The organism is Marinifilum fragile JCM 15579 (assembly GCF_001310955.1).
Taxonomy (GTDB): domain Bacteria; phylum Bacteroidota; class Bacteroidia; order Bacteroidales; family Marinifilaceae; genus Marinifilum; species Marinifilum fragile.
The window spans coordinates 1-26060 of the sequence record NZ_BAZX01000025.1 but is presented as its reverse complement, the minus strand read 5'-3'; the positions used below and the strand labels follow the sequence as shown (position 1 = coordinate 26060).

General features: G+C 36.2%; 23 protein-coding genes. 4 read left to right on the top strand and 19 right to left on the bottom strand.

Annotated elements, in window-relative coordinates; genetic code table 11:
* Positions 1-134: 134 nt before the first annotated feature.
* The gene (locus JCM15579_RS15505; protein WP_054721422.1) at positions 135-1127 is read right to left on the bottom strand and encodes a YhdH/YhfP family quinone oxidoreductase; all 993 of its coding nucleotides are present in this window, start codon (positions 1125-1127) and stop codon (positions 135-137) included.
* A gap of 137 nt (positions 1128-1264) precedes the next feature.
* On the opposite strand from JCM15579_RS15505, the gene JCM15579_RS15500 reads away from it, so the two are divergent.
* On the top strand, positions 1265-1582 hold the full coding sequence (locus JCM15579_RS15500; RefSeq protein ID WP_054721420.1) for a winged helix-turn-helix transcriptional regulator: 318 nt from the start codon (positions 1265-1267) through the stop codon (positions 1580-1582).
* A gap of 69 nt (positions 1583-1651) precedes the next feature.
* On the opposite strand, the gene ahr is transcribed toward JCM15579_RS15500, so the two are convergent.
* The 4 genes from ahr to proS all read right to left on the bottom strand — a co-directional run bounded on the left by ahr (position 1652) and on the right by proS (position 6572).
* On the bottom strand, positions 1652-2656 hold the full coding sequence (ahr, locus tag JCM15579_RS15495) for an NADPH-dependent aldehyde reductase Ahr (protein WP_054721418.1): 1005 nt from the start codon (positions 2654-2656) through the stop codon (positions 1652-1654).
* 289 nt (positions 2657-2945) lie between these two features.
* Entirely contained in the window at positions 2946-4172 is a 1227-nt protein-coding gene (gene pepT / locus JCM15579_RS15490; protein WP_054721416.1) for a peptidase T, read from the bottom strand.
* A gap of 145 nt (positions 4173-4317) precedes the next feature.
* Positions 4318-5001 (bottom strand): hypothetical protein, encoded by a 684-nt coding sequence (locus JCM15579_RS15485; RefSeq protein ID WP_054721414.1) that lies wholly within the window; start codon positions 4999-5001, stop codon positions 4318-4320.
* A 95-nt stretch (positions 5002-5096) separates the two neighbouring features.
* Positions 5097-6572, bottom strand: a complete 1476-nt coding sequence (gene proS / locus JCM15579_RS15480; protein ID WP_054721412.1) for a proline--tRNA ligase — start codon at positions 6570-6572, stop codon at positions 5097-5099.
* Positions 6573-6672: 100 nt separating this feature from the next.
* Here proS and JCM15579_RS15475 point away from each other — a divergent pair, with 100 nt between their 5' ends.
* Complete coding sequence (locus tag JCM15579_RS15475; RefSeq protein WP_054721410.1) at positions 6673-8211, top strand: hypothetical protein; 1539 nt, start codon at positions 6673-6675, stop codon at positions 8209-8211.
* A 107-nt stretch (positions 8212-8318) separates the two neighbouring features.
* Positions 8319-9809: an OmpP1/FadL family transporter gene (locus JCM15579_RS15470; RefSeq protein ID WP_054721408.1), complete on the top strand. Its 1491-nt coding sequence runs from the start codon at positions 8319-8321 to the stop codon at positions 9807-9809.
* 107 nt (positions 9810-9916) lie between these two features.
* Here the strand turns inward: JCM15579_RS15470 and cysN are convergent, their stop codons facing one another.
* The 9 genes from cysN to JCM15579_RS15430 form a co-directional block, all read right to left on the bottom strand.
* Positions 9917-11188, bottom strand: a complete 1272-nt coding sequence (gene cysN / locus JCM15579_RS15465) for a sulfate adenylyltransferase subunit CysN (protein WP_054721405.1) — start codon at positions 11186-11188, stop codon at positions 9917-9919.
* A 64-nt stretch (positions 11189-11252) separates the two neighbouring features.
* Positions 11253-12158: a sulfate adenylyltransferase subunit CysD gene (gene cysD, locus JCM15579_RS15460; protein ID WP_054721403.1), complete on the bottom strand. Its 906-nt coding sequence runs from the start codon at positions 12156-12158 to the stop codon at positions 11253-11255.
* 320 nt (positions 12159-12478) lie between these two features.
* Positions 12479-13318, bottom strand: a complete 840-nt coding sequence (locus tag JCM15579_RS15455; protein WP_054721401.1) for an enoyl-ACP reductase FabI — start codon at positions 13316-13318, stop codon at positions 12479-12481.
* Between the two features lie 117 nt (positions 13319-13435).
* On the bottom strand, positions 13436-15091 hold the full coding sequence (gene recN, locus JCM15579_RS15450) for a DNA repair protein RecN (RefSeq protein WP_054721399.1): 1656 nt from the start codon (positions 15089-15091) through the stop codon (positions 13436-13438).
* Between the two features lie 68 nt (positions 15092-15159).
* Complete coding sequence (gene porD, locus JCM15579_RS15445) at positions 15160-16059, bottom strand: type IX secretion system protein PorD (protein ID WP_054721397.1); 900 nt, start codon at positions 16057-16059, stop codon at positions 15160-15162.
* A gap of 58 nt (positions 16060-16117) precedes the next feature.
* Positions 16118-16720: a phosphopantothenoylcysteine decarboxylase domain-containing protein gene (locus tag JCM15579_RS21605; protein WP_245625940.1), complete on the bottom strand. Its 603-nt coding sequence runs from the start codon at positions 16718-16720 to the stop codon at positions 16118-16120.
* A 44-nt stretch (positions 16721-16764) separates the two neighbouring features.
* A complete protein-coding gene (locus tag JCM15579_RS21600) occupies positions 16765-17322 on the bottom strand; it encodes a flavoprotein (protein WP_245625938.1) in 558 nt (185 codons plus the stop codon).
* A gap of 65 nt (positions 17323-17387) precedes the next feature.
* On the bottom strand, positions 17388-17723 hold the full coding sequence (locus JCM15579_RS15435; RefSeq protein WP_054721395.1) for a DNA-directed RNA polymerase subunit omega: 336 nt from the start codon (positions 17721-17723) through the stop codon (positions 17388-17390).
* 23 nt (positions 17724-17746) lie between these two features.
* Complete coding sequence (locus JCM15579_RS15430; protein ID WP_054721393.1) at positions 17747-18550, bottom strand: outer membrane protein assembly factor BamD; 804 nt, start codon at positions 18548-18550, stop codon at positions 17747-17749.
* A gap of 168 nt (positions 18551-18718) precedes the next feature.
* Here JCM15579_RS15430 and JCM15579_RS15425 point away from each other — a divergent pair, with 168 nt between their 5' ends.
* Positions 18719-19969 (top strand): aminotransferase class I/II-fold pyridoxal phosphate-dependent enzyme, encoded by a 1251-nt coding sequence (locus JCM15579_RS15425; protein ID WP_054721391.1) that lies wholly within the window; start codon positions 18719-18721, stop codon positions 19967-19969.
* 227 nt (positions 19970-20196) lie between these two features.
* On the opposite strand, the gene JCM15579_RS22020 is transcribed toward JCM15579_RS15425, so the two are convergent.
* The 5 genes from JCM15579_RS22020 to JCM15579_RS15405 all read right to left on the bottom strand — a co-directional run bounded on the left by JCM15579_RS22020 (position 20197) and on the right by JCM15579_RS15405 (position 25177).
* Positions 20197-20517: an NAD(P)/FAD-dependent oxidoreductase gene (locus tag JCM15579_RS22020; protein WP_262493528.1), complete on the bottom strand. Its 321-nt coding sequence runs from the start codon at positions 20515-20517 to the stop codon at positions 20197-20199.
* Positions 20496-21188 carry an NAD(P)/FAD-dependent oxidoreductase gene (locus JCM15579_RS15420; protein WP_262493527.1) on the bottom strand — a complete coding sequence of 231 codons (693 nt, stop codon included), beginning with the start codon at positions 21186-21188 and terminating at the stop codon, positions 20496-20498. Before JCM15579_RS15420 ends, JCM15579_RS22020 begins: the two co-directional genes overlap by 22 nt.
* Positions 21189-21434: 246 nt before the next feature.
* Positions 21435-23339: a pyruvate carboxylase subunit B gene (locus tag JCM15579_RS15415; protein WP_054721467.1), complete on the bottom strand. Its 1905-nt coding sequence runs from the start codon at positions 23337-23339 to the stop codon at positions 21435-21437.
* A gap of 51 nt (positions 23340-23390) precedes the next feature.
* On the bottom strand, positions 23391-23579 hold the full coding sequence (locus tag JCM15579_RS15410) for a hypothetical protein (RefSeq protein ID WP_054721389.1): 189 nt from the start codon (positions 23577-23579) through the stop codon (positions 23391-23393).
* Positions 23580-23620: 41 nt separating this feature from the next.
* On the bottom strand, positions 23621-25177 hold the full coding sequence (locus JCM15579_RS15405; protein ID WP_054721387.1) for an acyl-CoA carboxylase subunit beta: 1557 nt from the start codon (positions 25175-25177) through the stop codon (positions 23621-23623).
* Positions 25178-26060 lie beyond the last annotated feature (883 nt).

Below are 26060 nucleotides of genomic sequence, written 5' to 3'. Positions count from 1 at the left end.
GATTTTATAGTAAGGAGTATCAAAACTACTTATTATTTTAATTAAAAATTGATGCTCTTTTCCCAAATACTAATAAATAGTAACAAAAAAGACAGCCCAATGGCTGCCTTAATCAATAAACATCTAATGAAACCTTAGAGTTTCACAATTACTCTTCCTCTACTTTTCTTTTGTAACATTAAATCGATATAAGTATCCAATTCTTCTAGAGAAGATTCAATTACCTGTTCCTTATGTTTGTATACATTCCAATCAGCAGCCAATTTATCCCAAACTTTTTGTCTTAATTCCATTGGACAATTTTGAGAATCGATACCAATCAAGCTGATACCATTAAGAATAAATGGGTAAACAGTCATGGGTAAATCTCCTGATCCTATGTTTCCGCAACATGTTACGGTTCCCATAGGCTTACAAGCTTTCAATAAGGTATGCAAGGTATTTCCACCGATTACATCAATGGCACCAGCCCAAAGCGGTCGTAACAATGGTCTTCCCGACTGATCATCAGTAATCTCTTTTGAAATTCGACTGCTGGCTCCTAGTTCGTGCAATACATCTTCCCCTCCAGTAGGTTCAGAAGTTGCCGCAACCACTTCGAAACCTAATGATGATAAAATACTAATGGCAATGCTACCTACACCACCTAAAGCCCCAGTAACTACAACCGGTCCCATTTCTGGTGTTTGACCTGATGCTAATAGTTTATACACAGAAAGTGCAGCCGTAAAACCTGCTGTTCCATAAATCATCGCATCCCGAAAGCTTAGTTCTTTTGGCAAAGCCACAACCCAACAGGCAGGAACTCGAATGTATTCAGCAAATCCTCCATCGGTATTCATTCCCAAATCATAGCTGGTAACAATAACCTCATCACCCACTTTAAATTTATCACTTGATGATTCCTCTACTATACCGGCAGCATCAATTCCAGGAGTGTGAGGATAGTTTCTGGTTACTCCCTTATTTCCCGATACCGACAAGGCATCTTTATAGTTTAACGAGGAGTAACCTACACGAATTAAAACTTCCCCTTCAGGTAAATCCTCAATCTTTCTGCTTACAATCTCTCTTTTGTATTCTCCATTCTCTTCGCTAATACGAAGTGCTTTAAATTCTTTATCCATAACGGTTCTGTTATTTATTCTTATCTTGCAACAAAATTACAAGCATTTAATCTACAAATCAAGAACTTACATTTGCATCACATACTAACATTTTGTTCTGATTTACTGATTATCAAGCCATAAAAAATCTATAAACATTGGAAAAAGGAGTTTGTCCCATCGATACATTTATTAATTACGTAAAAGGAAAGCGTAAGGCAACGATCATTTTACACCTGAAACAAGGCACAAAACGATACTCCGAATTGGTGAAATTGATTCCTGATGTTAGCGATCGAATGCTTAGTAAAAACCTGAAAGAATTAGAGGAATCTGGCTTTATCCTTAAGAAAATATACCCGGAAGTCCCACCAAAAGTAGAATATAGCCTAAGCCAATTGGGAAATGAAATACATCCGGTATTGGTTTCGATGTATCGAGGAGGAAAGATATTGGAGAAAAAACTAAATAAATGAAATTCTGTGTAAATCAGTTTAAACCAAAAAGACAGCCAATCGACTGCCTTTTATTGAAATCAAAATTCTCTAATTTTTTAATACAATTCTGTATCGTGCCTTCCCTTCTTCAAGATGTTGCAATGCTTGATTGACCTGTGACATCGGAAATTCTTCAACGGTAGGATAAATTTCATGCCTCACACAAAAATCAAGCATGGTTCTGGTCAATGCAGGACTTCCCAGCGGACTCCCACCTACTGATTTTTCGCCCATGATTAAACTAAATGCGGGGATTTGCATTGGTTCTAACACTGCACCTACCGTATGTAGCTTACCTTTTGGAGCAAGGGTAGAAAGATATGAATCCCAATCGAGTGTTACATTGGCTGTATTGAGAATAAAATCCAATTTCCCTCTAATACTTTCCAAATCTTCAGGTTTACGCGAGTTGATCACCTTACTGGCACCCATTTTTAAAATGGCATCTTTTTTAGATGGATTCGAACTAAAGGCATACACTTCGCACCCCCAATATTTAAGGAATTTTAGTGCCATATGTCCTAAACCTCCTATGCCAATTACACCAACTTTATCGGTTGGTTTTACACCTGATAAAACAATAGGATTAAATACGGTTATGCCACCACACAACAGCGGACCGACCTTACTTACATCCATTTCTGCAGGAATTGGAATTGCCCAGGACCAATGTGCCCTGACCTTATCGGCAAATCCTCCATGTCTTCCGACAATGGTTTGCTCTAGTGCAGAACACAAATGGTGACTACCATCCATACACTCATTACAGTGCATGCAAGAGCCTGACATCCATCCTAAGCCTACCTTATCACCAACTTTTAAATTATTAACTGCCTTTCCAATGGCAATTATCTCTCCGACAATTTCATGCCCAGGAACGAAAGGATACTGAGTCATCCCCCATTCATTATTTAACATGCTCAAATCTGAGTGACAAATGCCACAATATTCCACTTTAATATCAACCTGTTCGTCTTCCAAATTAGGAAGCTGATAATGATATTCTTCTAACTTACCACCAGCCTCGAAGGCTGCAAAAGCTTTTACATCCATACTTCAATTTATTTAAAGGTTGTTTCCATTGGGATATTTATTCTACATCAATTCGGTACTAATTTTGATGTAGATGCTTTACCTATTAAATATAATCTCAAATCACATCAATCAGGTCTATTAAAGTTAAGGAATATTCATAAAACATCTATTATAAATACCTAATCCACTTCACCTTACAAGAGCACCAAATAGGAGTAAAATCTTAAAATTCATCACTTCAAAGCGGTTTTTGGAAACAAAAAAAGGCAGCCATAAAGCTACCTTTTGTAATATAAATTGAATACGATTATTTCTTAGCAATAAGGTCAACAATTTTCAGAATTACATCAACTGCTTTTTCCATAGATTGAACCGGAACATATTCGAATCTACCATGGAAATTATGTCCTCCTGCAAAAATATTAGGGCAAGGCAAGCCCATGTATGATAATCTACTACCATCAGTTCCTCCTCGAATTGGAATAACCATAGGTGTAACGCCTACTTCTTTCATTGCTTCTTCGGCAATATCCACGATATATTTTACTGGCTCAACCTTTTCTCGCATGTTATAATACTGGTTGGTCATTTCAAGAGTAACAGTACCTTCGCCATACTTCGCATTGTAATCTGAACACAAATCTTCAATGAACTTCTTGCGAGCTTCATAATTGGTCATGTCAAAATCACGAATGATATACTGAAGAGAAGTGCTCTCAACTCCGCCATTGATAGCAATTAAATGATAAAACCCTTGATATCCTTCTGTCTTTTCAGGAACCTCATCCTTCGGCAAACGAGCAGCAAATTCATTCGCAATGGTCATAGAATTAATCATCTTGTCTTTTGCCATTCCAGGATGAACATTACGTCCTTTAAAGGTGATTTTGGCGAAGGCTGCATTGAAATTTTCGTATTGCAACTCCCCAATTTCTCCTCCGTCTAAAGTATATGCGAAATCCGCTCCAAACTTCTTAACATCAAAAAAGTCTGCTCCTTTTCCAATTTCTTCATCCGGAGTAAAACCAACATGTACCGGACCATGTTTAATCTCAGGATTTTTAGCCAAATATTCCACTGCAGTAATAATTTCGGCAACTCCTGCTTTATCATCGGCACCTAGTAGTGTTGTTCCATCTGTTGTGATTAAGGTTTGACCTTTATATTTAATCAGTTCAGGAAAATCCGAAACTTTCATTACAATATTCTGCTCCTTATTTAGGACGATATCCATTCCGTTGTAATCTTCCAAAATTTGAGGCTTTACATGCTTTCCTGAAAAATCAGGACTTGTATCCATATGAGAAACAAAGCCCACTTTAGGAACTTCTCTATCAATATTCGAAGGAAGAACCCCCATTACGTATCCATTCTCATCTACACTTACATTTTCCAAGCCAATTTCTTCCAATTCTTTGGCCAACTCTTTTGCAAGAACCATCTGACCTGGTGTACTCGGTGTCAAACCTGTTTCTGTATCCGATTCGGTATCGAACTTTACGTATTTTAAAAATTTATCTACTACAGTATTCATTGTTGTGTATTGTTAATAGTATAAGTTTACCCTCAGGTAAAATAAAAACGCTCCAAAAACTTGAAGCGTTACAATATTACTAAAATTCTGAATTCATCATTTAGAAAATAATTGTAATTCCTGACTCTTAATTCATCATTCTATATTAAACGTCATCCGATTTAAACTGAAAACCCAGTCGTTTTCCTGTTTGTATTCTCGCATTCTGAATTTTCTCGAACATTTGTGCCACCGACATTATTTTAACATCATCATATGGTGGAACCAACAAATCAAAATTCAAGGAGTAGTTAATTGCCGTTTCAACAATTCTGCGTAAACTTTCTTTATTGGCCTTACTGGCTGATAAATCAGTTTGCAAGAGTCCCATTTGTCTCTTTCCTTCAACAATATAGTGTTTTTCACGATTGATAAAAATACGAGCTACCAGATAGCCTAGATCATCATAACTAGTATATTTAAACGAATCGTAAAGAAAATTGTAAATATTTATGATTCCTGAGTATGCATTATCGGGATTTGTTTTTACATAATCTTGCTCCCAAACATTATGATCTCGATTAAATTGGAATACATTGGTGTGCAAACTAAAAACCAAAATATCAGAAGCTACTTTTATTTGAAATTCAAATTCGCCTCTATCTTCATATTCCAACAGAACTTTTTCATCTGCACCTTGCAGCTCCGCATTATACTCAAGCACCAAACCTTCCAAAACATCTCGCAAATCTTCAAATATCTCTTTAGTATTCTGATACACTTGTTGCTTTAAAGTAGCTTTATCTCGAATGGTATTTAATATAGCAGCTTTTGTATTTAATATGTTCATTGTATAGTTGTTTAAGGTTAATGAGTAAATATACAAAAAAACAGTCACCGATATTTCGATGACTGTTTTTTATTATGATTGTATTGTATACTTTCTTAGTATGCTTTTGCAAAAACAACACGTCTTTTTGAAGGCTTTCCAGTAACCATACAAACTCCTTCTTCCTCCTCTGCATCAAAAGGAATACAGCGAATTGTTGCTTTGGTTTCATTTTTAATTTGCTCTTCTGTTTCTGCTGTTCCATCCCAGTGCGCAAGGAAAAATCCAGTTTTTGTCTCCAACAACTCTTTAAATTCATCATATGAATCCACTTTTGTTGTTTTTTCAGCTCTAAAATCAAGTGCTTTCTGGAAAATATTAACTTGAATTTCTTCAAGTAACTTCTCAATCACTTCTTCTATACCTTCTATTGGAAGGGTTTCTTTCGTTAAGGTATCACGACGAGCCAATTCAATTGTTCCATTTTCCAAATCACGATTTCCGATCGCCAAACGAACAGGTACACCTTTCAATTCGTATTCAGCAAATTTCCAACCTGGTTTGCGGTTATCACTGTCATCAAATTTCACTGAAATTCCCATCGATTTAAGCTTCTCAACAATAGGATCTAACTTCGCAGCAATCTTCTCTAACTCTTCTGCTTTTCTGTAAATTGGAACAATAACCACCTGAATTGGAGCCAATTTTGGAGGTAAAACCAAACCGTTATCATCAGAGTGAGCCATAATTAATGCACCCATCAAACGAGTTGAAACGCCCCAAGATGTAGCCCAAACGTAATCCTCTTTTCCTTCTTTGCTCGCAAATTTTACATCAAATGCTTTTGCAAAATTCTGTCCTAAGAAATGAGAAGTTCCTGCCTGTAATGCTTTTCCATCTTGCATCAATGCTTCAATACAATAAGTATCCAAAGCACCTGCAAATCTTTCTGATTCTGTTTTACGACCTTTTAATACAGGAACTGCCATAAAGTTCTCAGCAAAATCGCCATAAATATTTATCATTTGCTCCGTTTCCTGCAATGCTTCTTCCTTTGTTGCATGAGCAGTATGCCCTTCTTGCCATAAGAATTCTGCAGTACGCAAGAATAAACGAGTACGCATTTCCCATCGCATTACATTTGCCCATTGGTTACAAAGAATAGGAAGATCTCTATAAGACTGAATCCAGTTTTTATATGTATTCCAAATAATGGTTTCCGAAGTAGGTCGAATAATTAATTCTTCTTCTAATTTAGCATCAGGATCAACAACTACACCGCGCCCATTGGGGTCATTTTTCAGACGATAATGGGTTACAACTGCACATTCTTTTGCAAATCCTTCTACATGATCTGCTTCTTTACTCAAGAATGATTTTGGGATCAATAATGGAAAATATGCATTTTGGTGACCAGTATCCTTGAACCTCTTGTCCAATTCTGCCTGCATGTTTTCCCAGATTGCATAACCGTAAGGCTTAATAATCATACATCCTCTCACAGCAGAATTCTCTGCTAGATCTGCTTTCATTACCAGATCATTATACCACTGCGAATAATTTTCGCTTCTGCTCGTTAAAACTTTTGCCATTCGATATAGTTTTGGTATAGTATTTGCTACTTTTAGGCTGAATAAAATTCAATACAAAAGTATAAAATTATCTTATATATTCATTATTGGAGGACTTACGATGAAAACCTATTTTAAAATTCTATTAATTTCCGCCCTGTTTGCAACAGGATGTTCGCCTTCATATATGGGAGCTTCCCTTTATGATGACGATATTTACTATGACCCAAGCGATGCACCTTTGATTGTGCAAAACGCTGAAAGCAAAACTGTGATTGCAAAAAAAGACAATCCACTTGCGCCTGCTCAAGAAAATCAAACAAAAGTGGTACCAGAAACAAAATCAAGTATCGCACCAGCTGACAACCGCGATTTTTCTGAAATCCAAAAACAATACTCTGCAATTCTTCAGAATGATTCAATTGGCAATGTTGACACATTGGTTTATCAGGCTGAAGAAAGTGGTTATTACTATGGAGGTTTTACAGGATCTGAAAACGACCGAGAAGAAGCTGAACGCTTAAGGGCAATGTATCCACAAGGATTTGGTTATTACGATGGTAGTGGTTATAGCTTAGCAATGTGGTTAGCAGGAGATTCTGATTGGAATGTTTATGTAGATGGAGACAAAGTTTGGTGGACTCCAACCTGGACCAATTATCGATATTATAATTCATATAATTTCCACACAATGAGATATGGCAATTATTTTGCTTATAACTATCCTTACGGATCTTACTATCCAAGCTGGGGCATTGGATTTGGATGGGATTCTTGGTATTGGGATCTTCATTTTGGATGGAACTATCATTACCCTTATCACTATGGTTATTACTACTATCCATATGATCATTATTATGGATACTATGGTTATGGACACCATCATCATTATGCAGGTCATTATGATGGATATTACGGAAGAAATGTATATTATGGAAGAAGAACTGCAACAGGATCACATGTTGGAACCTCTTCGTACGCAACGAACAGAAGTTCGAATGCAAATGTAAGCAGAAGAGCTAATGCAAGAACTAGTATTAATAGAACAGGTACAAACAGGACTACTAGCGCTAGAACTAGTAATGTAGCTACAAGAAGATCTGCAAGCTCTTCGTCTGCAGCTGATATAAGAAGAACTCGAGCAGCTTCAAGATATAGTTCTGCAAACCGAAGTTCTTATGGTAATCGCTACAACAGCACCAGTAGAACATATAATGGTACAAATCCAAATACCAGAAGAAGTGTAAGTGGTACAACTACTAATTCAAGAACTCGTTACGGTACACAAACGAACAGGACAAGAAGACCTGGCAGTACATATTCGAATACAACAAGAAGTAGTGCTCCAAGCTATAATAAAACAAGAAATGCTACTCGACCTACTTACAATTCTTCAAGAGGATCACAAAACTCGGGCTATTCGAACAGATCGACAACAAGATCTTCATACTCTAAAGTGAGAGGTAACTCCAAAAGTTCTTCCAGAGGAAACGCTTACAGATCCTCAAACTCCAGATCAAGCTCATCTCAAAGTAGTTCTTACAGATCTTCAAGTAGTGGATCAAGATCATCTGGTAGCTCTGTGCGTTCATCAAGTGGCACTTCAAGATCATCATCAAGTGGTTCTCGATCATCATCGGGTGGATCAAGAAGAAGATAAAAATAGTATGGGGAAACAATCCTCCAGTTTCCCCATACTAATAAAACAACTCTAATTTAATTAGTACATATTTTCCCATATGGGTTCTAATATTAAAACCTAAAATTATGAAACGAATATATATTCTTATCTCATTTATAATCATTGCAGGAGTTACCTATGGTCAAACAGCCGATGATGCATTACGTTACTCAAAGCAATATTTTAATGGCACAGCAAGGTCTGCTGCAATGGGTGGAGCTTTTGGAGCCTTAGGCGGAGACTTTACTGGTATAGCTATTAATCCAGCAGGATTAGCAGTCTACCGAACTTCAGAACTTAGCTTTTCTTCAAATTTTAATTATACTGATACTAAAAGCTTAAATATTCAAGCCAAAACAAGTTTAAACGAAGATAAATATTCACTTGGCATTTCAAATATAGGTTATGTATCAACAAACAAGCCTAGAATTGAATCAGAAGGAGGCTGGAAAAACTTCAACTTTGCAATTGGATACAATAAATTGAACACTTTTAGGAAAAATGCTAGATCAAATGCACCCGAAGCTCCAACTTCACTGTTAGACGTAATGGTCAACAATTCGAACGGCAGACATCCCAATTCTTTAAATTCGTTTAGAGAGTTTTTAGCTTACGATACATATTTAATTGATACAATTAGCGGTAGTAATAATCAGTATATTGCGATTACCGATGAAATATTGAATCAAGCACAAACCATTGATGAAAAAGGATATGCAGGCGAATTTCTTATGGCTTTTGCTGCCAATTACAATCACAAATTTTACATTGGAGGTTCATTGGGAATTCAATCCATTTACTATAAATCAACAAAAGTATTTTCAGAAAGTATTTTGTCAAATAGCGATTCAGATTTTAACGATTATTCTTTTGAAGAATACTATAAGTCATCAGGTGTAGGTGCTAATTTTAAACTAGGTATGATTTACAAGCCTGAACAATGGCTTCGTTTAGGAGCTTCTATTCATACACCTACCTTCTATTCTTTTGATGAAGATTACCATAGTTCAATGGCTTCGAACTTTAATACGGCTGATGAAAATGGTTATTCCAGTTATTACTCACAATCGCCTCAAGGTAAATACTCTTATAAGTTTAGAACTCCATTAAAAGCAACATTCAGTGCAGCACTGGTTTTGAAGAAGAGACTTATATTAAGTGCAGACTATGAACTAATTGATTATTCAAAGGCAAAATTCTACAATGGAGATGATGGAGATGATTTCAATGGTACACCTGAAAATCCTGACACCAATGATATTATTAAAGCCAGTTACCAAAGCACAGGCAATTTACGAACTGGTTTAGAGTTTCGTGCAACACCTAACTTAAGCCTACGTGCCGGATATGCAAAAATGGGTAACTCTTTTAAAGTTTCAGGCGCTGATGATGGGTTTGACATGTTTTCAGGGGGTCTTGGTTTCAAACAAAACAACTTTTTTATGGATTTAGCTTATAGCTATGCCGATGTAGAAAATCAGTTTGTATACTACTCTACTCCTGATTTCGCTTCTGATCAAATTAAAGAGAATAATAAAAAACATGAAGTAAAAGTTACTTTTGGATTTAAGTTTTAATCCTGACACTACTACAAGATAAAGGTGGCATAAAGCCACCTTTTTTTATGCATAAAAAAAGCTGATACCCATTAGATATCAGCTTCATATATTTAAATTTTGAATGCTTACAAAATCATACCTGCAGCTACAGTTTCATTGGTTCCTTCATCAATCATGATAAAACTACCAGTAATTCTGTTTTCTTTGTATGGGTCCACAAATAGTGGTTTAGCAGATTTGAAAGTAATACATGCAATATCATTCAATCCTACTAGCTTATCATCTGTAACCTCTTCCAAAGTATTTACATTAACCTTGAATTTTACGTCGCGAACCATACAACGAGCCTCATTTGAGGTATGTTTGATTGTGTACTTGCCACGTGGCATCATAGCACGCTCGTTCATCCAACAAATCATAGCATCAATTTCCTGCTCTACCTTTGGAGAATTCTCTATAGAAACAATCATATCACCTCTTGATACATCAATATCATCGGTTAAATTAATTGTTACGGATTGTGGTGGAAATGCCATGTCCAACTCTCCGTCGAAAGTATCAATTGATTTTACAGTCGATTCTAGTCCTGAAGGTAATACCTTTACCTTATCACCTGGGCGGAAAACACCACTGGCAACACGACCGGCATAACCTCTGTAATCATGATATTTATCAGACTGAGGACGAATTACATATTGTACAGGGAATCTTGCATCTTGGTGGTTTCTATCATCAACAATTTCGATTGTCTCCAATAGATTTAACAAAGTAGATCCTTGGTACCAATCCATATATTCAGACGCATCTACAACATTATCTCCAAATTTTGCTGAAATTGGAATGAAACGGACATCCTCAATATTCAATTTCTCAGCAACCCTCTTGTAATCTTCCTTGATTTTGTTGTAAACTTCTTCTGAATAATCAACCAAATCCATTTTATTGATACAAACAATAATGTGAGGGATTTGCAGAAGGTTCGCAATATATGAATGACGCAAAGTTTGCTCAATTACACCATTTCTTGAATCCACCAAAATTAAAGCAGCATTAGCTGTAGATGCCCCAGTTACCATGTTTCTGGTATACTGAATATGACCTGGAGTATCCGCAATAATAAACTTACGCTTTGGAGTAGCAAAATATCTGTAAGCAACGTCAATTGTAATCCCTTGCTCACGTTCTGCTCTTAATCCATCGGTTAACAAGGCTAAATCAACTTCCTCGTCACCTCTTTTTTGACTACTGATTTCGATAGCTTCCATTTGATCTTCGAAAATGGCTTTACTATCGTATAATAATCTTCCGATAAGAGTACTTTTACCATCATCTACACTACCTGCGGTAGTGAATCGCAAAAGCTCCATATCTAAATATCCTGATGTTTTATCTGACATATCTATATTTTTAGCTGTTAGCTTTTGGAGTTAACCTCAAGCTTAAAACTATTAACTTATCTGTTTAGAAATAACCTTCTTTTTTGCGATCTTCCATTGCTGCTTCAGAACGTTTGTCATCATGACGAGTTCCTCGCTCGGTAGTTCTAGATGCTGCTACTTCTTCAATAATATCTTCCAAACTATTCGCTTCTGATTCTACTGCACCTGTACATGTTGCATCACCAATGGTTCTAAAGCGAACAATTCTTTTCTCAACAGTTTCGGTATCACGCATTGGAATAAAATCTGAAACTGACAATAGGTTACCATTACGAACAAATACCTCACGTTCGTGAGAGAAGTAAATATTTGGTATTTTAATATTTTCCAGATAGATATATTGCCATACATCCATTTCTGTCCAGTTCGAAATAGGAAATACTCTAAAGTGCTCTCCCATGTGCTTCTTGCCGTTGAACAGGTTCCATAATTCAGGACGTTGGTTTTTAGGATCCCATTGCCCAAATTCATCGCGATGTGAAAAGAAACGCTCTTTTGCTCTGGCTTTTTCCTCGTCTCGACGACCTCCACCCATAGCACAATCTACTTGTAAATCTTCAATCCCATCAAGAAGAGTAACAGTTTGCAATTTATTTCTACTTGCATCAAAACCTGTTTCTTCCACTACTTTTCCTTGATCAATTGAATCTTGAACATAGCGAACGATTAAACGAGTTCCTGTTTCATCCATCAATTCATCACGAAACTGAATAGTTTCTGGAAAGTTATGACCTGTATCGATATGCATTAAAGCAAATGGAACTTTTGCTGGAGCAAATGCTTTACGTGCCAAGTGAAACATTACGATGGAATCTTTTCCTCCTGAGAATAACATCACAGGATTTTCAAATTGAGCAGCAACCTCACGAATTACGAAAATAGATTCCGCTTCAAGTTCTCTTAAATGATTAATATTGTATTCCTTCATTCGAAAATAATTTTATTTACTTCTCTTCTTACCCAATGGGTTTTATTAAGTCCGTTCAAGTCTCTCTTCACATATCCACAAGAGTATTAACACTCTTGAAAAATCTCTACATCAATAATTTCATTAGCAACGGCTTTAATCTATTATTGGGCTATCAAAACAGTATTTCCTTAAAACTTTACCAAGCTTCAGAAAATTAAAGGCAAATGTACATATTATCACTAGATTTAAAAAATCTAATCAACCTATATAGTTCCCCATTAGAGCAAAAAAAATCCGAGTTTTACAACTCGGATTTTAAAACAATTCTAATATTGTTGTTACTCGCAATCTTCGCAAGTTTTAAAACTCTTGTTGTATTGGCTCATGGCTCTGTAACTCATACCCATACTAGAAAATCCTCCATCATGGAACAGATTCTGCATGGTTACTTTCCTTGTCAAATCAGAGAACAAAGTAATACAGTAGTTAGCGCACTCTTGAGCATCTGCATTACCAAGTGGAGACATTCTTTCTGAGAAATCAATCAATGAATCGAATCCTTTTACACCACTACCTGCAGTTGTAACTGTTGGTGACTGAGAAATCGTATTCACACGAACGCGTTTTTCACGACCATATATGTAACCAAAACTACGAGCGATTGATTCTAGCATTGCTTTCGCATCTGCCATATCGTTATACTCATACATAGTTCTTTGTGCTGCTGCGTATGAGAGAGCAACTACTGATCCCCATTCGTTAATTGCATCTAGCTTTTTAGCTGATTGCAATACTTTGTGAAATGATGTTGCTGAAACATCTAAAGTTTTCTTAAGGTATTCATAATTTAAGTCATCGTAAGCGTGTCCCTTACGAACATTTGGAGACATACCGATAGAGTGTAATACGAAATCCACTCTTCCTCCCAACACTTCCATTGATTTGGTAAACAATTCATCCAAATCCTTAGGGTTGGTTGCATCGGCAGGAATTACCTTTGCATTGCATTTTTTAGCCAATTCATCGATGGTTCCCATACGAATTGATACAGGTGTGTTGGTCAAGACGATTTCTGCACCTTCTTCTACAGCTAATTCTGCAACTTTCCAGGCAATCGACATTTCATTCAATGCCCCGAAAATAATCCCCTTTTTTCCTTTTAATAAATTATACGACATAACTTGAAATTTTCAATTTTCAGGGTGTAAAGATAACCATTAATTCTTATAATGATTCTAAACAAGCCTATTAATTAAGACTGAATAAATTCTTTAATTAAAATCTCAATTGAATATCTAGCTATTTAATAGCACTTTAGCATTTTCCAACGCCGCTTTTGTAAGATCTGTTCCACTTAGCATCTTGGCTAGCTCTTCTATACGGCTTTGTTTATCCAGAAGTACAATATTTGAATAGGTTTCGTGCTCATCGTCGGCTTTATAAACCTTGTAATGATATTTTCCTTTTCCAGCTATTTGAGGCAGGTGTGTGATGCTTATTACCTGAATATTTTCCGCCATTTGATTCATCATTGAGCCCATTTTGTCGGCAATTTCACCCGATACACCTGTATCAATTTCATCGAAAACAATAGAAGGCAAAGCTGTTGAAGAAGAGATCAAATACTTAATACTCAACATCAATCGAGATAACTCCCCTCCCGAAGCAACTCGCTGTACTTCCTCTAAACTACCATTCTTATTGGCACTAAACAAAAAGGTCACTTTATCGGCTCCTAATTGCTGAAATTCTTCGCTATTGCTAATTTGCACTCTAAAATTAGCGTTAGGAATTCCGAGTAATACAAGCTGGCTGACAATCGTTTTTTCCATTTTTGGAATCACTTTATTCCTGCTATTTGATAGATTATCAGCAGCTTTCTGCAATTCTATTTTTTGCGCTGTCAATTGTTCCTTCAAATCTTCAATTAATTCATCGCTTGATTCAATTTTCCCAACTTTTCCTTCCAGGTCATCTCTAATTTGCATCAATTCTTCTACAGAATCGACACGATGTTTTTGTTGCAAAGAGTAAATTGTATCCAAACGTTGGTTCAAAAAGTCGATTCTCCCGTTATCGAATTCCACCAATTCATTACTTCGGTCCAACTCTTGAGACAGATCTTGCAATTCTATCAATGAACTATCCAATCTTTCAAAATAAGAATCTGCCTCAGTAAATACTCCTTGAATTTTAGAAATTGCACTTCTGGCTTCCTTTATTTGAGAAATCACAGATGATTCACCTTCCGACAAAAAGCCATATGCCTGATACAGGCCTGATTTTATTTCCTCAGCATGATTTAGAGTTTCTAACTCCTCCTCCATATCTTTCTGCTCCCCTTCAACAAGATTGGCCTCGTTGAGCTGCTCCAATTGAAATTGAAAGTAATCCAGATCAGCCTTTTCCTTAGCAGCTATCTCTTCCTGATTTTTCAGCTCTTTCTTTAGATCTTGATATTTCTTGAAGGATAACTGATATTTTGCAAGTAGCGCTGCATTCTGAGCATAGGTATCAACAATACCTACCTGATATTCAAAACTTCCTAAAACAAGATTTTGGTTCTGACTGTGTATATCTACCAAACACACTCCTAGCTCCTTCAAAGTTTTCAAGCTTACAGGAGTATCATTTACAAAAGCACGTGTTTTCCCACTAGGCAAAATCTCACGGCGAACAATGGCCTCTTTTTCGTAATCCAATTCATTCTTTTCGAAAAACTCTTGCAAGTTGTACTTTTCAATATAGAATGAGCATTCAATAACACACTTCTTCTCTTTATCCTTTAGTACATTTCCTTCGGATCTTTGACCTAATACCAAAGATAAAGCGCCAAGCAAAATGGATTTTCCCGATCCCGTTTCCCCAGTTATTACAGAAAAACCATCCGAGAAATCAATTTCCAGCTGATTAATTAAAGCATAGTTTTGTATAGATATTGATTGAAGCATAGTCTCAAACTAAATTATTATTTGCAGCAAAAATAAGGAATAGAGAAAAACCAAATCAAAATCCTCGCCTATTTTTGTCCTATAATTTTTTTGTACTTTTTAATATTAGCCGGATCTATTTCACTAAGAATATTATAGACCCTTTTTTTCTCATCAGTAAATGATTCACTAAAGATATTTACCAGTTCGTCAGCCTTAGCATCGAAAAATATGGTTAGAATAAAGGCTCCTGGTTTTGCTCGATATGCTTTTTGCAGCAGTCTTAAACTTTCTGCAATTTCCGCTCTCGCTTCGGTCAAGTGATCAGACATACGATCTAAACCCAACCTGTGGTATCGATACAAACATTCACGAACCGGGCTGTATGCATTGTTAAGGATGTTCTCAATTAACCAATATCTATTATCCCTACTTTCATATGCTTTCCAACCTGTAGTATTTGAATTCTGCATTTTACCTACGATGGTCTCCGCTTTAGCAAAATATGGTGCCCCTCCATCCATTGCAAATGTATCGTAATCCAAACCTAAAATAAGATAGGCATAGTAAGCCAAAAGACCTGTTAATTCGGATGGCGTAACTGTTTCGTTAAAATCCAGAGTCTGATACTCAACATACTTAAACTGGACATCGTCGTCTTTAAAATTTAGCATCACTGTATTATAGGAAGAGTTATAAACGGGTCTGCTTGCTTGAACCTGTAAACTACCACGAAATTCATCTGCCGAAATTTGTTCAGTCAAATTGAACATGAAAGTACATTCAATTCTCTCATCGTAACTGTAAACATGATTTGTCCATCTTCGGGCATTCATAAACTCGTTAATAGCCGTTTGCATGGTTCTAAACACCTGCTTATTGGTACCTTGAATTTTCTGACTTACCACTTGAACATTACATCTGAATTCTTGCGAAAACAGAGGAATTGAAAACAGTGTAATAAATAATACTAGGAAGAATTTGCGCATAGTTATATATCAAAAGTTCACAGCTAAAGTTAAAAATTATAACGAAACAGATGCCAACTTATTTCTCATAAAACTGAATTAATTCCGCCAAGATATCTTTGGCAACTTCTGCTTTAGGCTTTAATTCAAATTTTTTGGTTGAACCATTGCTGTCGATAATCGAAATTTTATTCGTATCATGCTGAAAACCTGCTCCTGTATCATTTAAAGAGTTGAGCACAATAAAATCTAAATTCTTCTTTTCCAGTTTTAATTTTGCATTAAATTCCTCATCGTTGGTTTCAAGTGCAAAACCAATAAGAAATTGATCTTTAGTTTTGATTTTTCCTAAAGATGCAGCAATATCTTTGGTAGGTGTTAGTTCGATAGAATAGTTCTCTTTTCCACGTTTCACTTTTCTATCTTCAGGATTTAGCGGAGTAAAATCGGCTACTGCTGCCGTCATAATCCCACCATTGCAATCGGGATAATTGCTAATTGATGCCTGATACATCTCCTCTGCAGTAATAACATCAATTCTTTTGATATTTGGATGCTTTGTTTTTAAAGCAGTTGGCCCACTCACCAAAACGACATTTGCGCCGTTCTCAGCAAGTTCTTCGGCAATGGCAAAGCCCATTTTCCCTGATGAGAAATTACCAATGAACCTAACTGGATCAATTTTCTCGTAAGTAGGGCCGGTAGTGATTAATATCTTTTTATCACTTAGCTTTTTTTTTTATCTTCCAGAAATTGACTTAATTTCTGAACAATAATTTCAGGCTCTTCCATTCTTCCTTTTCCATACAATCCACTTGCCAATTCTCCACTTGATGGCTCAATAAATGTATCGCCATATGATCTAAGAATATCCATATTACGTAGGGTTGCTGGATGTTTAAACATATCCAAATCCATAGCAGGAGCATGAACAACAGGACATTTGGCAGACAAATAAGTTGTAAGAAGTAAGTTATCACAAATGCCATGTGCCATTTTAGCCATTGTATTTGCAGTAGTAGGTGCAATCACCATCACATCCGCCCAAAGCCCCAAATCAACATGACTATTCCACGAGCCATCATCATGCTTAAAAAAATCAGACAATACCGTATTCTTAGATAAAGTAGCCATGGTTACTGGTGAGATGAACTCTTTCGCATATGGAGTCATGATCACCTTGACATTAGCCCCCTCCTTTACAAGTAAACGAACCAATGTGGCAGCTTTATATGCTGCAATACTTGCAGTAATACCTAAAATTATATTTTTATCCTTTAACATAAACTATTTCTAAAAAATAAAAAGTTCCCTTTTTATTCAAAAGGGAACTTGACCATTATTACTAATTAGTCTTCTGATTTTTGCTCTTTAGAAGGATTTCTGTAATAGATTTCTCCATTAATGAATTCCTCAACCGCAATCAATGTAGGTTTTGGTAATCTCTCATAGTATTTCGAGATTTCAATTTGTTCACGGTTTTCAAATACCTCTTCCAAGTTATCTGTATAAGAAGCAAATTCCTGCAATTTCTTATTCAGCTCACTTTTCAGCTCAACAGCAATCTGATTTGATCTTTTTGCCATGATCATTACAGATTCATAAACATTACCCACTTCTTTGCTCAATTCGTTCATATTGCGAGTAACTGTAGAACTTGCTGCATTTGTTTTTTTGTAATCCATACTGTGTAAGAATTAGATCTATTTTAATTATTTATATTAAACTTACTTAAATATGCTTCGATATTATCTAGCATTTTTTCAGCACGTTTCATGTACTTACTTTCAGGGTATTCATCAACAAATGCATAATATTCCTCTTTTGCATTGTTGTATCTTTCACGTTGTTTAGAAGGTATACTCTTAAAAGCCAACTGATGCTTTGATTCTAAAAGCATAAACATTAAATCTTCTCTGTGTGACGATCCAGGATAATCTTTAAGACTATTTTGAAGTGCAATAATTGCCGAAGGATACCTCTCTCTATCGTAATAGTTTCTTGCACTCAAATAAGACTTAAAAACCAGTTTATCCTGCATTTCATCTATATATTCGTTACACTTAGGAATCCTAGTTGAGTTTGGATATCGGTTAATATACAACTGAAATGCATCTATAGCATCCTGCGTTGGTGTCTGATCCAATCTCGGTTTTGGTGATTCCCTATAGTAACAATATGCACTCATATATAAACATTCCTCCGAATATGGACTATCAGGAAATGTTTTCAAAAAGTTTCTAAAAAAATATCCAGCACCAATGTTATCCCCTTGCCCATAAGAGCAATATGCAATGTAATAACTTATGGTTTCTGCTTTACTTGTTCCTCTGTAAATAGGAAGCAATTCTTCAAACAAAGTGGCTGCTTTTGCATAATCTTCCGAATTATAATATTCTACAGCTTTTTTGTATTTAAGAGAGTTATCGGAACTTTTCAGCAATTTTTGATACTCGCTACATCCTCCCAAAACGAAGGCGAAAAGCACGAACAGTAAGACAATTTTTCTCATAGGCCTTGCTACTATATTTTTTTGCATTTTGCAAAGATAAAGTTTTCATATGAAATATAGCACACTTTCAGGTGTATATTATACAATTCTTTATAATTTATTGCTTTGAATCCAAAAAAGATTACTTTTGCACAGTTACATAGAAAATAACTCAAAAAAGCATAAATCGTGGATATTTTTGACAAAATTAAAACCCAAAAAGGGAATATCGGACAATACGCAAAACAAGCTCATGGATATTTTGCTTTCCCTAAATTGGAAGGTGAAATTAACTCAAGAATGAAGTTTCGTGGGAAAGAGGTGTTAACATGGAGTTTGAACAACTATATTGGTTTGGCAAATCACCCGGAAATTAGAAAAGCTGACGCAGAAGCAGCTGAAAAATGGGGATTGGCATACCCAATGGGTGCTCGTATGATGTCGGGACAAACTAGTCTCCACGAAGAATTAGAATCAAAACTTGCTGAATTCGTAGGAAAACCAGATGCTTTTCTTTTGAACTTCGGTTACCAAGGTATGGTTTCAATTATCGATGCCCTTGTTGGTCGTCATGATGTAATTGTTTACGACTCTGAATCTCACGCTTGTATCATGGATGGTCTTAGACTTCACCCTGGTAAGCGTTTCGTTTATCCACACAACGATATGGATAATCTTCGTAAAGAATTAGAGCGTGCTACCAAATGGGTTGAAAAAACTGGTGGTGGTATCCTTGTTATTACTGAAGGTGTATTTGGTATGGCAGGTGACCTAGGTAAGTTGGATGAAATCTGTGCTTTGAAAGATGATTTCAATTTCCGCCTATTGGTTGATGATGCTCATGGTTTCGGTGTAATGGGTAAAAATGGTGCTGGTGCTATCGAACACTTCGGTGTTGAAGACAAAGTTGACCTTCACTTTAGTACTTTCGCTAAAGCTATGGCTGGTATCGGTGCATTCATTGCATGTGATGAAGAAGTTGGCACTTACCTAAGATACACTATGAGATCTCAAATTTTTGCGAAATCTCTTCCAATGCCTATCGTTGAAGGTTCATTGAAACGTTTAGAAATGTTGAGAACTATGCCAGAACTTCGCGAAAAGCTTTGGTCTGTTACAAATACTCTACAAACTGGTTTAAAAGAAGCTGGTTTAGATATTGGTGTAACTGAATCTCCAGTAACTCCAGTTTATCTTTCTGGTAGTGTAGCTGAAGGAACTCAGGTTACTATGGACTTAAGAGAAAATTATAACATTTTCTGTTCTATCGTAGTTTACCCAGTAATTCCAAAAGGACAGTTGTTACTTCGTTTGATTCCAACTGCAATGCACTCTCTTGAAGATGTTGAGTACACTGTTAATGCATTTAAAGATGTAGCTCAGAAATTGAAAGAAGGAAAATATAGTAAAGATAAATTTGCTGATGTATTCAAGCAGTAATCTTACTATTACAATGATATTAAAACGACATTCGAAAGGATGTCGTTTTTTTTATCCCTATTAACGAGATACATACGAAACTATCTAGAAGAATTATCACCCCTTTGATCGAACTATTTCCTTTCCTTGCTAGCTGGGGAATCCTTCCCAAAAATCATAACACTCAGTGGTATTAAAAAAGCCCAACTTTTACAAGTCGGGCCTTATACTATATTATCAAAATAAGCTTATTCTCTTTCAGCTAAAAATCTCTCAGCATCCATAGCAGCCATACAACCTGAGCCTGCAGATGTAATGGCCTGACGATAATGAGGATCTTTTAAGTCTCCTGAAGCAAATACACCAGGGACATTTGTTTTGGTTGAATCTGGCTCTGTAATTACATATCCCTGATCATCTGTCTTTAAGTAATCAGCAAATACTTTCGAGTTTGGCGTGTGACCAATCGCAACGAAGAATCCATCAATTTTGATATCTACTTCTGTTTCATCAGCCTCTCCCATTCTCTTAATAAGCTTCGCTCCTTCTACCACTCCATCACCATACAATTCCTTGGTATTGTGCTCGAATAAACCTCGATATTCTCTGTTTTAAAAACACGATCTTGCATTGCCTTTGAAGCTCTTAAAAATGGCTTACGAACAATTAAATATACTTTTTTACACAATCCAGCAAGATAAGTAGCCTCCTCAGCTGCAGTATCTCCACCACCCACTACAGCTACATCTTTTCCTCTGTAGAAAAAACCATCACAGGTAGCACAAGCCGAAACACCAGAACCCATATATTTTTCTTCTGTTGGGAAGCCAAGATATTTTGCAGTAGCCCCTGTCGCCAAGATCACAGATTCAGCTTCGATTACCTTTTTCTCATCAACCACAACTTTGTGTGGATATACTGAAAAATCAACAGCTGTAACCAAGCCCCAACGACAATCTGTACCAAATCGCTCTGCTTGTTTCTTTAAATCTGCCATCATATCAGGCCCTGTAACACCTTGCGGGTAGCCTGGAAAATTATCCACTTCAGTAGTAGTTGTCAACTGACCACCTGGTTGAAGACCTTCAATCACAACAGGATTTAAATTTGCCCTAGCAGCATAAATTGCCGCAGTATAACCAGCTGGTCCCGAACCAACGATTAAACATTTAACTTTCTCGACATCACCTTCAGGGATAACAGGTGTATTTTCGCTTAGGTTCATTGATTTAAATTCCATGTATGTTTAACTATTCTGTTTCTAAATAATATTTGGACAAGCAAATCTACAAAAATATCCAGATAATTAACTGTATTCATCAATAGAAAGATTAAATCACAGAATCAATTTTATCTAATGATCTTTATTGTTCTTTTTCTCAAATTATTAAACACATAGAAATCCACCCAAACGTTTACAAAAGGACAAAAAAATACCCCCTGAATATCTTCAGGGGGGCATAAAAACTCAATAATTAAATAGTCATTAGGCTTTTGGCTCTACTACTAAAAGTAAATCTCCTTTAGCAACAGAATCGCCAGAGTCACATTTAATCTCTTTTACAATACCTTCCGCTTTAGCATCAAGATTGTTCATCATCTTCATAGCTTCAAGTACTACTAATGTATCTCCTATTTTAACTTCATCGCCAACTTTAACTTTGCATTCAACAATCATACCTGGGATTGGTGCAACAACGCTACCTGTAGCTGTTTCGTCAACGGAAGCTTCTTTTTTCTTACGACCTTTGAATTGAGGTGCCGCTGGTCCGTTTGGATCATTGATTTCAACAGTAAAGGTTTCACCATCAACTGTAACCTCAAGCTCACGACCATTACCTTTTCCTTTAGAAGTCAATTCTCCAGAAAGCGCTTTTCTGATCAACTCTTGCTCTTTCTCAACTTCTGCCATTGTTTTGGCTTTCACATCAGCTGGAACTTCTTCCAAACCATACTTCCATTTCAAGAAGCGTTTTCCAGTTACCGGGTAAAGTGCGCACAATACTTCATCATCGATATCTTTTGCAAGATCTCCAAATTCTGCCTTAACACCTTCCATTTCTGGCTCAAGGATAGAACCTGGACGAGCTGTAATAGGCTCCTCACCTCTTGGGTAATCCTTCAATGCTTTCTTCTGAACTTCAGGATCGATTGGATGAGTAGTTTTACCATACAATCCGTAGCAAAGGTCTTTTACCTCTTTTGTAATCTGTGCATATTCTCCTTCGTAAGAATCGAACAATACATTGTTTACTGTTTGTACACCAACAATTTGAGATGTAGGAGTAACCAATGGAATATTACCTAATTGCTTACGTACTTTAGGAAGCAAACGGAATACTTCAGGAAGTTTATCCAATGCATCCATTGCTTTCAACTGATTCACCAAGTTAGAAAGCATTCCTCCTGGAGTTTGGTGCAACAATACGTTGATATCAGTTGTAGCATACTTAGGATTATTATCTAAGTGCTTATATTTAGGGATGTATTTCTCCATCTCTTCAGCAATTGCATTAATCTTATTAATGTCCATTCCTGAATCACGGTTAGTTCCCAATAAAGACATAATTAATGGCTCAACAGCAGCATGTGAAGTACGGTATGCGTAAGGTCCGATACAAGTATCAACAATATCAACACCAGCTTCAATTGCTTTGAAAATTGCCAAGTCACCCATACCTGAAGTAAAGTGAGTATGCAAGTTAATTGGTGTATCTGTAAACTTCTTGATTTCACGTACCAAGTTATAGATATCGTAAGGTGCGATCAAACCAGCCATATCCTTAATACAGATAGAATCTACACCAAACTCGATCAAATCTTTTACTTTATTGATATAGTATTCCATGTTGTATACTTCACCACCTAAACGAGGTTGGTTCAAAGTATAACACACAACACCTTGTAAATGTTTTTTGTTGTCTTTGATAACCTTAGCAGCTGTTTCGAAGTTTCTGAAGTCGTTCAAAGCATCGAAACAACGGAAAATATCCATACCGTTATCAATAGAACGCTGAACGAAAGCTCTTACTACATCATCAGCATAGTTACGGTATCCTACCACATTCTGCCCACGAAGAAGCATTGAAAATGGAGTTTTAGGCATGTGCTTCTTCAATACTCTTAGACGCTCCCATGGATCTTCACCCAAGAAACGGTGCATAGTATCAAAAGTAGCTCCCCCCCAGGTTTCAACAGCGTTATAACCTGCATCATCAATCATCTCTGCAACAGGCAACATATCTTCTGTACGACCGCGAGTAGCAAATAGTGACTGGTGTCCGTCACGCAAACTTACATCATTAATTTTAATTGGATTTTCTGCCTTTGGACGGTCTTTGTCAAAGTTCAGTTCGGTCATTTGTAAGACCCCATGCTTATCGTATATCATCTTTTTATCTTTTTTTTTAATTAATACATTTTCCACAAAGGGAAAATAGAATTACGCACTTTTTAGACTTCGACCGCGAAGCTGTACAATCTTACGTTTTGACATCATCATTTTAACGCCAGTACGCGACCAAGAACCATTAATTGAATTTTCAAGCTTTAATGCTTCTGCTTTCTCTTCCTCAATGTAGTGAGCAACCGCTACAAGTACTGCTTTTTTAATCTTTTCTTCTCGTGTCATAATTATTCGGTATTAATAATTAATTTTTATCAAAGTCTTTCTTACAATGGAATATTTCCGTGCTTCTTAGCTGGTAAAACTTCAGCTTTTGTCTTCATCGCTCTCAATGCATCAACTAATCTTGCACGAGTTTCGCTAGGAAGAATTACGTCATCAATATATCCGCGCTGAGCTGCCAAGTACGGTACATTAAATGCATCTTCGTACTCCTTAATCTTCTCATCAGTTTTAGCTTGCTTATCATCAGCAGCAGCAATTTCCTTTTTGTAGGTAGAAATCACCTCAACAGCACCTTTAGCACCCATTACTGCAATTTCAGCAGTTGGCCATGCAAATACCATATCTGCACCCAATGGCTTAGAACACATTGCCAAATAAGCCCCACCATAATCCTTACGAGTAACAACTGTAAATTTAGGTACGGTAGCCTCAGCATAACTCCAAAGTAGTTTTGCTCCATGGCGAATAATACCACCTAGCTCTTGCTGAACACCTGGAAGGTATCCTGGAACATCCACAAATGTTACCATAGGAATATTAAAAGCATCACAAGTACGAACGAAGCGAGAAATTTTATCAGAAGCATCAATATCCAAACATCCTGCCTGAATTAACGGCTGGTTTGCAATAATACCCACTGATTGGTTATCAATTCGACCGAAACCGATAATTGCATTCTCTGCATAGTATTCGTGTACCTCGTAGAATTCACCTTGATCAAGAACTGATTCAATTACAGCCTTCATATCGTAAGGTGTTTTAGGATCATCAGGAATGATAGTATCCAATTCCTCACATACACGCTGAGGATCGTCGCCCATTGGCATTAGAGGAGTTTCCTCTAAATTATTATTAGGTAAGTAACTTAAAAGATCACGAATAGCTTCGATAGTTTCTTCATCTGTATCACAAGCAAAATGTGCATTACCACTTTTGGTATTGTGTGCCATAGCTCCACCAAGTTCTTCAAAAGTAGTTTCTTCACCTGTTACTGTTTTAATTACATATGGAGATGTAATAAACATGTGACTTTGCTTTTTAACCATGTATACAAAGTCAGTCATAGCTGGAGAATATACTGCTCCACCAGCACAAGGACCCATAATAGCAGAAATCTGAGGAATTACACCAGAAGCTCTTGAGTTACGCATAAATACTTCACCGTAACCTTTCAAAGCATCAACACCTTCTTCTACACGTGCTCCACCAGAATCGTTAAGCCCTACAATAGGAGCTCCTGCACTTACAGCCAAATCCATTACTTTGCAGATTTTTGCTGCGTGCATTTCACCTAAAGATCCTCCTCGAGAAGTAAAATCCTGAGAGTAAGCAAATACTGTGCGTCCATTCACTAAACCATGGCCAATAATAACTCCATCAGCAGGAATTTCTGTTGTTTCGAAGCCAAAGTTTGTACAACGGTGTTCCACAAACATATCCAATTCTCTAAAACTTCCCTCATCAAAAAGCAAGTCTATTCTCTCTCGTGCGGAAAGCTTTCCCTTTTCATGCTGCTTAGCAACACGAGCTTCACCGCCCATCATTTTAACTTCTTCTCTTTTCTTTTTTAAGAGATCTAACTTTTCAGATACCTTCATCTTTATATTTATTTTCAAGTAATTTGCTAAGAAAATCTCATGGAATTTCTATATATACTTCAATTGCTATTCAATTTTTTAATCCTTATCCTTCTAATTGAATAATTCATCTTCACATCAATTAATAAAGTGTCAGTTTTAAACTCGACTCTTTTTAAAGAATTATTTCAATATTGATGGACGAATATAAATACTTTCATTGTAGATAAGAAACTGTTTAAAAACAGCATTCTAGCTTCGTAAACGTTTGAATATCAATCTTCATTACAATACATTACCCTTACATATCTGTATTTCAGGATATTAATCGATTTATTTAATATCTGGAAAAAATCATCAAAAATTCGCGTAAAATATTCTAAAACATATTTAAGACCGCCAATAAAATGCCAATATCACAAGAAAGAAATTTTGATTATTCTTTTTTTCATAAAAACTATGCATTTTGCCAAATGCTCTTTTGACATTTTAAGCTGATTGACAGCTAATAATTAATACAATACCAGTCAATAGGTATATTTACCCATTTTTATATAATTGCCAATAATTGTTTTTTTTTATTACATATTTAAATCTCTCAAATATGCATATTCGGCAAAAATGATTACACAATTTCTTAAATAGAGCAATTGAAAACCGATCGATGACAATCAGAAAAAATCGATTGATAAGACAAAAAATGGATTTGTAAAATTTTAAATAATACACCTCCCTTATATAAGGAATTTTTTCTTTATTAAAAACCAACTTGATTACTATGATAATGTCTATGGATGGATGAAATTGCAGAGTTAATTTATCTCATTACATTTTGTGAGTAACAATACATCAATTATATTTGTCACTCAATTCGGGGCGTAGCTCAGCCAGGTTAGAGTACGCG